This window comes from Algoriphagus jejuensis (assembly GCF_039523455.1).
In the GTDB taxonomy this organism is placed as follows: domain Bacteria; phylum Bacteroidota; class Bacteroidia; order Cytophagales; family Cyclobacteriaceae; genus Algoriphagus; species Algoriphagus jejuensis.
Window position 1 is genome coordinate 224518 of record NZ_BAAAFI010000007.1, and the last position, 11275, is coordinate 235792.

10 protein-coding genes are annotated in these 11275 nt (G+C 47.6%); 6 read left to right on the top strand and 4 right to left on the bottom strand.

Annotated features, from left to right (window positions below):
- Positions 1–210: 210 nt before the first annotated feature.
- Complete coding sequence (locus tag ABD031_RS08810) at positions 211–816, bottom strand: RNA polymerase sigma factor (RefSeq protein ID WP_343850448.1); 606 nt, start codon at positions 814–816, stop codon at positions 211–213.
- Between the two features lie 536 nt (positions 817–1352).
- On the opposite strand from ABD031_RS08810, the gene ABD031_RS08815 reads away from it, so the two are divergent.
- Positions 1353–2501, top strand: a complete 1149-nt coding sequence (locus ABD031_RS08815; RefSeq protein WP_343850450.1) for a lactonase family protein — start codon at positions 1353–1355, stop codon at positions 2499–2501.
- Between the two features lie 191 nt (positions 2502–2692).
- Here ABD031_RS08815 and ABD031_RS08820 read toward each other — a convergent pair whose 3' ends face one another.
- Complete coding sequence (locus ABD031_RS08820; protein WP_343850452.1) at positions 2693–3775, bottom strand: o-succinylbenzoate synthase; 1083 nt, start codon at positions 3773–3775, stop codon at positions 2693–2695.
- 29 nt (positions 3776–3804) lie between these two features.
- On the opposite strand from ABD031_RS08820, the gene ABD031_RS08825 reads away from it, so the two are divergent.
- Positions 3805–5046: an S-adenosylmethionine:tRNA ribosyltransferase-isomerase gene (locus ABD031_RS08825; RefSeq protein WP_343850454.1), complete on the top strand. Its 1242-nt coding sequence runs from the start codon at positions 3805–3807 to the stop codon at positions 5044–5046.
- Positions 5047–5421: 375 nt separating this feature from the next.
- Here ABD031_RS08825 and pgi read toward each other — a convergent pair whose 3' ends face one another.
- Positions 5422–7071: a glucose-6-phosphate isomerase gene (gene pgi, locus ABD031_RS08830; RefSeq protein WP_343850456.1), complete on the bottom strand. Its 1650-nt coding sequence runs from the start codon at positions 7069–7071 to the stop codon at positions 5422–5424.
- 198 nt (positions 7072–7269) lie between these two features.
- Entirely contained in the window at positions 7270–7407 is a 138-nt protein-coding gene (locus ABD031_RS08835; protein ID WP_343850458.1) for a hypothetical protein, read from the bottom strand.
- Positions 7408–7676: 269 nt separating this feature from the next.
- On the opposite strand from ABD031_RS08835, the gene ABD031_RS08840 reads away from it, so the two are divergent.
- The 4 genes from ABD031_RS08840 (at position 7677) to ABD031_RS08855 (ending at position 11168) form a co-directional block, all read left to right on the top strand.
- Positions 7677–8135 (top strand): hypothetical protein, encoded by a 459-nt coding sequence (locus ABD031_RS08840; protein WP_343850460.1) that lies wholly within the window; start codon positions 7677–7679, stop codon positions 8133–8135.
- Positions 8136–8220: 85 nt separating this feature from the next.
- Positions 8221–8997, top strand: a complete 777-nt coding sequence (locus ABD031_RS08845; protein ID WP_343850462.1) for a hypothetical protein — start codon at positions 8221–8223, stop codon at positions 8995–8997.
- Positions 8998–9125: 128 nt separating this feature from the next.
- Positions 9126–9905 carry a hypothetical protein gene (locus ABD031_RS08850; protein ID WP_343850464.1) on the top strand — a complete coding sequence of 260 codons (780 nt, stop codon included), beginning with the start codon at positions 9126–9128 and terminating at the stop codon, positions 9903–9905.
- A gap of 210 nt (positions 9906–10115) precedes the next feature.
- Positions 10116–11168, top strand: coding sequence for an endonuclease/exonuclease/phosphatase family protein (locus tag ABD031_RS08855; protein ID WP_343850466.1), 1053 nt, complete (start codon positions 10116–10118; stop codon positions 11166–11168).
- Positions 11169–11275 lie beyond the last annotated feature (107 nt).

An 11275-nucleotide genomic window follows, 5' to 3' on the forward strand; every position in this document is an offset into this window, starting at 1 on the left:
TCTCACTTTTACAGTATCACCAACCAACACCCTGTCCCGTTGCGTTATTCTTAAAAAAATCAGAATTTAATTTTCAAATTGACAGCCATTCTAGGAGACTATTTTTTAAACAAATAAAACCTCCAAAGCCTATATTTCTAAAATAGCTAGAAAATCACCCAATCGCATCCCGCTTCACTGAAAAAAAAGTCTTTGCAGCGGCCTTATGCCTTAAATGGTCCAACAGATCAAAGTCACGATTACTAGGCTCTTCTTCAATCTACTGATTGCCTTCCAGGCCAGGGTATAGCTAGAATCCACGGTGATTCCCAAAATCTCCGATATCGACTCGTAGGATCGCTTCTCAAAAAACAACAACTGGATCACATCCCGTTGACGAATAGGCAATGCAGCCAATGCGCTGTCCAGTTTCTTTTGAAGTATTTCATCGACCTGAAGCCCGATGAGTTTCTCCTCCGCAGACTCTTCAAGCACTATCGCGTCGAATTCAGAAATTTCGCCATCCAAAAACAATCTCCTGTCTTTGGTTATCTCTTTGGTTATTTTATTAGAAAGTGACTTAAACAGGTAATTCTTGATACTGTCCGTTTGACTGAGCCCCGCTCGATATTTCCACAGATCGATAAACAACTCCTGTATGCAATCCTTGACAAAACTCCGATTAGGCTTGATGGCCATGCCATATCTGAATAGTTCCTGAGAATACAGAAGGTAAATCTGCTCCAACCCTTCTTTCTCGCCTTGCTTTAATAGCCTCCAAAGCACACCCTCGTCCAAACGGCATTCATTTAGAGATGTGGGATTTTGGGTTTGCATGAGGGATTTATAAAATTTGAACTAAAAACTCTCTAGATCTTCGCTTTTTTTCTTGCCTGGGGACCTTTATCAGCTAAAATCACCGTCCTCCAGATTCTAATCTAACAACATCATCAATCTAGAAAATTTGGAATAAACGACACTTTCCACAAGAATTTATCAATAAAACACAAGATAAAAGTCGAATAATCCGAACTTTAACCCAACCTACTGCTTTTTTTTTAAAAAAGTCTTCGAGTTTAAAGGAAATAATATTTTCTTAAAACAGGTAACCAAAGCCTAACCAACGATTGCTTTTCGAATCATATTCCCTCCATCCTGCTGCCCAAACTCCGTTCAACATCCCTTTGAAATCAAGCAATCGAGGATTTATACTCTCTCGCCAAAACATGAATTTTCGTTGACATCAGGCTGCACCTTTGTCCCAAGGTAATACCCGGCATCCAACCGATCAGGCTATTCATATCTTCGAATTCTCAGATAGATTTTCCAAACCATTTCATCCTCCATTCCGGATACTGTCTTAATTTCAAGCTATGAAATTGACCTCCACACTGTGCGCAACGCTGGCCCTCGCCGCCTGCTCCTCCCCAAAACAAGAAACCCAAGTGTCCGCTACTCCTCCAATCCCTGTCAGCTACGAATTTCTGGTCGGTACCTATACCGACTCACTCCATCACGGCATCAATTTCCTGTCCTTTTCCCCTTCGGAAAATATCATGACGGTTGAAACCCTAGCTGCGGGAATCGCAAATCCATCCTTTGTTCTGGCGAGCAAAGACGGGAAAACGGTTTATGCGCTGGAGGAGGAAGCCGGAGCAAAAGGCGGAAAGGTGCTCACCTTCACCAGAAATCCAGTGGACAATTCCTTGACACTCATCGATCAGGACGATTCGATGGGCGATCACCCTTGCCATATTTCACTGTCACCTCAGGAAGATTTTGTGATCTTGGGCAATTACTCCGGAGGAAATCTTTCGGTATTCAAGGTGTCGCCAGATGGTCAGCTTGACTTTACACAGCTTGTCCAACACAGCGGAAAAAGCGTCAATCCGGATCGCCAAGAAAAGCCGCACGTTCACTCCACCACTTTTGATCCAGAGGGAAAGCGGGTCTTGGTCGCCGACCTCGGCACCGACAAGATCTATGTTTATCACTTCAATCCCAGCACAGCTGAGCCACTGAGTTTATCCGGAGAATTTCCAATGACACCAGGAGACGGCCCGCGGCATTTGGCTTTTTCTGCCGATGGCAAAGAGGTTTTTGTCGTGCAGGAGATGACGGCAGTGATGGAAGTATTCTCTTATGAAAATGGATCGCTGACCTCAAAGCAGCGACTTTCACTCCTGGATGAGGGCTTTACCGGAAATGTGGGAGCTGCTGAGATTCGGGTTTCACCTGACGGCAAACAAGTCTATGTCTCCAATCGGGGCGATGCCAATACAATTTCAGTTTTTGGAAAAAATGCCTCAGGCACCTACGTCCACGTGCAAAAAATCCCTTCTGGAGGCCTGATGCCGAGAAACTTCAATCTGACCCCAGATGGCAAATACTTGCTGGCAGCCCATCAGGCCAGCAACGACATCGTGATCTTTGAGCGGGATGAATTTACCGGAAAGCTCATCCAAACGCTCTGGAAGGCCGATGTCCATAGGCCTGTGTACCTCCACCGACTGGCGGACTAGCGCCTCGCCTTCATCTCACCGCCGAGAACGCAGAGGTTCGCAGAAAAAGGGATGGGCATTAAGACGTAGAAGACTCCGCGTCTTTGCGACTCCGCGAGAAAAAATATATTCTCGCAAAGACGGAGAGGCGCAAAGGGAAGTGAACGGGGTCCATTCATCACCAAGTCTGTGCAACCTGAAAATCGATGCTACTAGACTGGATCTTCCCAATCCATTTCCGGATTGTAAAAAATCTTCCCAGCCTTGATCTCCAAGGGCGAATCAAGGTTGTTGTTGTAGAGTTTGCCCGTCCCCAGACCTTGGGGAATCGTCGTTTTCAGCGCGGAGGCAAGCTGGGAAATAGCATTGAGGCCGATGTTGCTTTCCAGGGCAGAAGTCATCCACCAGCCGATATTCCGCTCTTCGGCCAATTTCACCCATTCCTTCGTTTCCAGGATCCCGCCTAGCAGGGTCGGTTTCAGGATGATGTGCTGCGGCTGGATGGCATCCAAAAGCGTTTCCTTTTCAGTAACTCCGATCAATTCCTCATCCAAGGCAATCGGCAAGGGAGTCGCTTGGCAAAGCTTTCTCATGGCCTCCCAGTCACCCGCCCGGATCGGCTGCTCGATGCTATGAATGTCCAAATCGGCCAAACGTTCTAGTTTTTCTGGCGCATTTTCTAAAGCGAAAGCACCGTTGGCATCGACCCGAAGTGTGATTTGATCTTTGGAAAAACGGCTGCGGATGTAGCTCAACAGCTCAATCTCCTGCTCAAAGTCAATCGCTCCGATCTTCATTTTAATGCAGTCGAAGCGGTCTTTCAGCTTCTGGTCAATCTGCTCTAGCATGAAATCTCTGCCTCCCATCCAAATCAGTCCATTGATCGAAATGCCTTCTTGAACGTCGTAAAACCGGTTTGGAAAAAGCCGCTTCTTTCCTCCCCAACTCAAATCCAACAAAGCGGTCTCAAGCCCAAATCGGATGGATGGCAGCTCGAAAGGAATCAAAACTCTCAATTGCTCCAAAATCGACTTTTCCTTCAACTCAAAACAGATTCCGCTCAGAGAGTCCAGCGTTTTCCGAAGGATCTCCTCAAAGTCCTTCCGATGATCCGGACTCAGCTTCACCAGCGGCGCTGCCTCTCCCCAACCGATCACTTCGGGACATTTAGGATCAAGCACTTTGATCCAAAAAACCTGCCGCGTGGTAAGCACACCCCGAGAAGTACCAGCTTCAAAGCGAAAATCGAGTGTTCTCTTGACGAAGGAAAACTGAAGCTTAGTGGAAACGGTCATCGGATTTGGAGGATTTCAGGTAAAAAGGGATGCTTATATTTGCAGCCAAATCAGCCCATCCGATGGATATCCCTCAGATCGACCTACGCGACTACGAATATACACTCCCAGACGAGCGCATTGCGAAGTTTCCGCTGGAAAAGCGAGACAGCTCCCAAGTCCTGCACTATCAGAATGGGGAAATCAGCCATTTTCATTTCTACGACATCCCGGATTTATTGCCTGCGGATACACTTTTAGTTTACAACGATACCAAAGTCATCCCCGCTCGCCTGATCTTCCAGCGCGAGACGGGAGCCAAGATCGAGATCTTCCTGTTGGCACCTACGGCTCCGACCACCGTCATCCCGGAGATCATGCTCGCCAAGCATCCGGTCACCTGGGAGACGATGATCGGCAATGCCAAAAAATGGAAAGCCGGTGAAGTATTGCAAGGAAAAGTCTCCGTCGCCGAAAAGGAAATTATCCTAAGCGCAACGCTTCTGGATCGAGATTTAAGGCAGGTCGAGTTCGCTTGGAATGATCCGGAAGTTGCCTTCGTGGATCTGGTCGAGGCAAGCGGGGAAATCCCACTTCCTCCCTACCTGAACCGCAAACCCGAGGCGGCCGACCGCGAGCGCTATCAGACGGTTTATTCTAAAAAAGAAGGAGCCGTAGCCGCGCCAACTGCCGGATTGCACTTTACAGCCGCAGTTTTCGATCGGCTTCGCAAAAAAGGAATTCGCGAAGCCCAAGTCACACTGCACGTCAGCGCGGGGACCTTCCAACCGATCAAGGTCAACAACGTCCTCGAGCATCCGATGCACAGCGAGCAGATCCAGATCAATCGAGAGACGATCCTGGCGCTTTTACAAAATGAAGGAAAAACCGTCGCTGTAGGCACTACCTCCGTGCGCACGCTGGAGAGTACGTATTGGTTTGGAGTCAAACTCATCGAGGGAAAAGGAGAGGATTTCTTTATATCCAAGCTTTTCGCCTACGAAAAGCGGAAAGAGACGCCCTCCAAAACTGAGGCGCTACAGGCTATTTTGGATTTTATGGAAAAGGAAAACCGCGACACCATCCTGGGCCAAACAGAGATTTTCATCTTCCCGGGCTACACGTTCCAGATGATCGAAGGTCTGATTACCAATTTCCACCAGCCGGGTTCCACGCTCGTTTTGCTGATCGCTACGATTCTGGGCGAGGATTGGAAAAAAGTCTACGGAGAAGCAATGGCCAAGAACTATCGCTTCTTGAGTTATGGAGACAGCAGCTTGCTTTGGCTGTAACGAGAGTAGCTAGTATCAATTATCAAGATGTTAGACATTAGACGCAAGATATTAGATCCTAGAATCAAGATTCAAGAAAGGGAAGAGACCCGCCAGGGCTTCCTATTGTAGCCCTGCATAAATCGAAGCAAAATGTTGCGTAGTATGAAATCCAAAAAGCCTGTGTTTTTGCCACAGTCCCGCAAATTCAAGACAGGATACGACAGACGTTAGACTTGAGTCAAGACGGGGAAAAAACCCATCGGGGCGACAGCTTGGTAACCCGGTGTGGAACCCAGACCAGCGTGTAAAAATAGCTGGGGAACAGATCAGCCAAAGCGGCCTCACCATTCCCCAGCGTTTGTCAGAGTTGGACCTGAAGGGAATACTCGAAGATTAACCTTTGCGCATCATCTTGTAGGTATTGATCAGACCGTTGGTGGAGCTATCATGTGAAGTTACTTCCTCGTCGCCAGCCAGCTCAGGCAGGATGCCGTTTGCCAGGACTTTGCCCAGCTCCACGCCCCACTGATCAAAGCTGAAGATGTTCCAAACCACGCCCTGCACAAAGATCTTGTGCTCGTACATGGCGATCAACTGACCCAGTGTGTAGGGAGTGATTTCCTTCACCAAGATCGAATTAGTTGGTCTATTGCCCTCAAATACTCGGTGCGGGGCGATTTTCGCGATTTCCTCGTCTGACTTCCCAGCTTTCTTCATCTCTGCACTCACTTCATCCAAAGACTTTCCCTTCATCAAAGCCTCTGTTTGGGCAAAGAAGTTGGAAAGCAATTTCGGATGATGATCGCCGATCGGATTGTGTGAAATCGCCGGAGCGATAAAGTCGCAAGGAATCAGGTGTGTGCCCTGATGGATTAGCTGGTAAAAAGCATGCTGCCCATTGGTACCCGGTTCGCCCCAGATGATCGGGCCGGTCGAGTAGTTGACAGACTCGCCGGAGCGGGTCACATACTTGCCGTTGCTTTCCATATTTCCCTGCTGGAAATAGGCCGCAAAGCGGTGCATGTACTGATCGTAAGGCAAGATCGCCTCGGAAGTCGCGCCTTGAAAATTGGTGTTCCAGATGCCGATCATCGCCAAGACCATCGGGATATTCCGCTCGAAGGCGGTATGGCGGAAATGCTCATCCATGGAATTTGCCCCGGCAAGCAGTTTTTCGAAGTTGTCAAAACCGACCACGCAGGCGATGGGCAGGCCGATTGCGGACCAGAGGGAGTACCGACCTCCTACCCAATCCCAAAAAGCAAACATATTCGCCGTGTCGATACCGAATTCGGCAACGGACTTGGCATTGGTGGACAAAGCGACGAAATGCTTGGCCACAGCTGCTTCGTCTTTTGCTTTTTCCAAAAACCAAGATCTAGCCGTATGGGCATTGGTCATGGTCTCCTGAGTGGTGAACGTCTTGGAAGCAATGAAGAAAAGTGTGGTTTCCGGATCAACTTTCTTCAAAGTCTCTGCGATGTGCGTACCGTCCACGTTGGAAACGAAAAAAATCTCCAAGTCACGATTTTGGAAGGGCTTCAGCGCTTCGGTCACCATCACCGGACCGAGGTCGGAGCCACCGATGCCGATGTTTACGAGAGATTTAATCGGTTTGCCGGTATAACCAAGCCATTGGCCTCCGTGTATTTTGTCGGCGAAGCCCTTCATCTGCGCCAAAACGGCATTGATATCCGGCATCACGTCCTTGCCATCCACATAGACTGGATGGCCTTTTCTATTCCTCAGAGCCGTGTGAAGCACCGCGCGGTTTTCGGTCACATTGATCGCCTCTCCGGTAAACATCGATTCGATGGCCTCATGCACACCCGTCTCGCGAGCGAGATCCATCAAAGCGGCTAGGATACCGTCAGAGATTCTGTTTTTGGAAAAGTCCACGAGTAGATCTTCGAAGCGGACACTGAATTCGTCGAAGCGTCCGTGATATTGAAAGTGGGAAGCGATGCTGTCGTTTTTGTGTTTTTCGACCAGTTCCAAAAGTCTAGTCCAGGCAGGGGTGGTTGTAGGATTGATTGCGTTCATCTTGGTATGAGGTAAAATGAGGGAAAGGACAAAAATAAGAGGATTTGGAGGGGAATGAAGGAAAAAGTGGACTCCTATCTAAAAACGTAGAAAAGAGAGGTTTCCTAGTAGGAGGTCCGCCGGCTGTGTGACGAGATCAAATGTCGCAACCGCAGCCAGAACCAAAAAAATGCTCTCAATTATACTGCAATGACAAACCTATTCGATATTGAAAAACGATTGGTATCGGGCAATTCTTTTTATTAGATCCTGTGCCATTTGCTCGACTTTCCTGCCGGCCTCGTGAACTTTGATCGCTTTGACGATCTGCGTTTCTGTGAATCTCGATTTTTTCATAATAACCATTTAAAGTTGATAATTTCAATTCAACTTTCAAGTGGCCGACTTTTAGGGGAGCTTACATGCCTATGTCAAAAGCCGAACAGTACAATTTATTTTTTTAGGTCAATTATGACAATCTTAGCCAAGGCTTCATCCCAAAATCCTGAAAATTGACCGTATGCACTATTTTTTATAAAAATAACCCGAGTATAAGGGAAGATTCTGTAGCACTGCGACTATTATTGGCGTTTGGCTATAAGTACGCCAAGAAAACAAATCCTATCATGCGCCACTTCCGCATTGTTTTAATCCTGTCTCTTGCCTCCACTCTTTTTGCCTGCGACACCTGTGGCAATGCAGATGCCCTGGTCTCCAAGTATGATTTTGAGTTCACCGTGGTGGATGCGGAGACTGGTGACAATCTGATATCCGGAGACGCACCCGCTCTCGACCCATACGGTTTTGAGCTCTACAGCTTGCGCGGGTCGGAGAGGTTCTCACATGAACTCTACATCTATCCGAATGAATCTTACTCAGGGAATCAGGTAATTTATGCGGATATCCGTGGTCTCAAGGGACACCTGTATCTGGCCTATCCCGACGGAAACGTGGATACGTTGCAGGCTTTCTTCTCCCAGCACAATTCGGAATGCTGGGGCAGGATAGACACACTCGAAGAACTCGTCCGCAACGGTTCGGAGACCTTTTCCGACCTCTACACCGTGATCAAGTTTGAGTATTGAAGAACGCAACGTTTTTCTAAAGCAGGGATTTGAGTAAGTCAAACGGCAACCCTATATTTTGTGGAAATTAGTTTGAATACTGCTCATGCGTTTGATTCTATTTTTTCTTTTCTGTTTCCTCTCCGTTCCTGTTTTTGCTCAGCTACCTTCCGAGAAAGAAACGCTAGTCCGCCTGAATAAGCACTTTTATGAGATTCCGCCTGAGGACACGATCAATCATGCATACAACAAACTGGTTTCATCTTTAGGCAATTCAGCAAAATTAGAGCGGATTTATACCCTCAACCAACGTCTACGCCGGGTCGTCCTGACAAAGCATACGAGATATGAAGACCTAGACCGGGTCACTGAGCAATACGGCGACTACAATGAGCTGGAATGGAGAAAAAGTGAAAACCTCCTCATCCCTAAGTTTTCGACCGAATACTTTTTCAATGATGCCGTGGTCGGGCAAGTCGTTTCCGATTCACGACATCTCTTTCGTGTGGCACGAAATGGGGAAAATGAACTCACGCCACAGCGTTTCAATGACTTTGAACCCCAAATCAACGGCCCCAAGAAAGACTGGTATGAGTTTGTATCTAAACAATTCAGGCTAAGTACAAAACTGCAACCGGATAGGCCTGAGGAATATCGGATTGCGGTATTGGTCAATGAACATGGCATGGTGGACAAGATCGAGTGGGCGAATCCTCTGGAAGGCAATCCCAAAGTGGCCGCACAATACATCCGCGTAGTCGAGCTCTGGGGCAACAACTTCACTCCGGCGCTGGATGTCTTCGGCAATCCGGTCTCCAAATGGCTCCTGATTCCGTTTCGAATTGAGGGAAAAATCAGATATCAAATCGAATTCATTGACTAAAATGCCTACTAGGTTTTTATTTCGCGAAATTTTTTTCAGGCTGAATCAAGCTCGTTTTTTTACAATCCGAATTTGAGTAAGTCAAACGCTAACACTATATTTTAAGGGAATTAGTTTAAATACTACGCATGCGTTTGATTCTATTTTTTCTCTTCTGCTATCTCCCGTTTTTGGTGTGCGCTCAGCTACCTTCGGAAAACGACACGCTGATCCCCCTCAACCGGCACTATTTTGAGATTGCTCCTGAGGACACTGCCAGCCACTTTTACGACAAGCTCGTCTCCTTCTCGGAGAATGGAACGAAGCTGGAGCGGATATTCACCCGCGATGGCAAGATCCAGCGAGTAGTCATCACCAAGCCGTGGACCGAGGAGTTTTACGAGCAGGTCACCGACGAGTATAACGCTTACAATGAACTGGCGTGGAGAAAGACCCAAAATCGCAATAACGGGAAATACATGACGATGTATTACTACAACAACGAGGTAGTGGGGCAAGTCCTATCGGAGTCCGACACTCTCTCCTACGTAGCCCGAAACGGGGAGAGCGAGCCCAAACCGCAAAGATTCAATGACTTCGATCCACAGCTCAGTGTCCCCATAAACGAATTTTATGAGTTTGCCTCCAAGAAATTCCGGCTGAGTGCTAAGCTGTACCCCCGACAGCCCGAGTGGTATGGAATCGCTGTTTTAGTCAATGAACACGGAATGGTGGACCAAATCGAATGGGCAAACCCTATGGGAGGCAATCCCAAAGTCGCCGACCAATACATCCGGGTGGTCGAACTCTGGGGCAACAATTTTCATCCTGCACTGGATTCCTTTGGGCAGCCGGTTTCCAAGTGGCTGACCATTCCATTTCACATGGGAACAGGCGCCCTCATATTCCTTGACCTCGACTTCCACTAGGGATTGAATCCGCTAACTCACTTAACTTTCATGGACTCGCAACAACCATTAAACGCCTTCGCAATCTGAGAAGGAAGCCTCGGGTGCTGACTCCACTTACCGCTTGAGTTTGTTCACACAAAGCCGAAGCAATTCCTGATCTCTTCACATAAAAAGAATAATCCTTTGAAGAAAAGGGTTAATTTTCACCTTAATCCAATCCCCCCAACCTTGCTGACCGGACTGAGTGCCTTCTTTTTTCTCTCCGCCTACATCCCGCTGATCAAGTGGGATCATTGGTCGATCAGGATTTTTGACTACCCAAGATTTCAGAAACTGATCATTCATCTCCTTTTGATCTTAGCGTGGTTGATCCTTGGAGAAAATGCTATCCAACAAGGAATCTGGGTAGGATTGCTGGCAATCGGAGCCGTTTACCTCACGATTCAGGTATGGCCATACAGTCCTTTCGGAAAAAAGATGATCCAAAAAGTACCCTACGACTCTCGAAACGGCATCCATCTTATGATCGGGAATGTGTACCAATACAATCGAAAGTTTGGAAAAACGCTGAGCCTGATCCAAAGCAGGAATCCCGATCTGGTCTTTTTAGTCGAAACGGATCAAGCCTGGGCTGATGCGATGACGCCGATTCATGAAGGCTATCCGTATCGGATTCTTTGCCCTTTGGAAAATACCTACGGTCTGGTGCTTTACTCCAGATTGCCGATTCTGCGAAAGGAAATCAACTACCTTATCGACGAGGAGGTACCCTCGCTAGAGTTTGATCTAGAGCTGAGAGGTGGACAGGTCATCACGATCTATGCGATTCATCCCACGCCGCCGGTTCCGGGTGAAAATTCAACCAGCACCGAACGGGATGCAGAAATTCTGATTGTGGGCAAAAAATCTAAGGCAAATCCCCTTCCGTCTATTGTCATAGGGGATCTCAACGATGTCGCCTGGAGTTACACCACTTCTCTTTTTCTAAAAACATCAGAGCTAGCCGATCCCCGACGTGGCCGCGGTTTTTTCAATACATTTCATGCCAAAATCCCTCTTTTTAGATGGCCTCTGGACCATGTGTTTCTGAGCAAGCAGTTCGGACTTGCTGCCATCCACGTTTTGCCGGGAATTGGCTCAGATCATTTCCCTATTGAATTGAAGGCGACGCTCACGGCCAACGATACCACAGATACAGAGTCTGCGACAAACGAAGAGGAACAAGAAGCTGAGGAAAAAATTACCAATGGCCATGAAAACCAAAAAGCCGATCAGGATTGACCGGCTTTTTGAAATACGATTTCTGATTTACGAGGCCCAATTGAGGATTCGAACCTCACGATTTCTTTCTCTGTTTCGACCTTAGAACTTAGAAGCACCAGCATCGG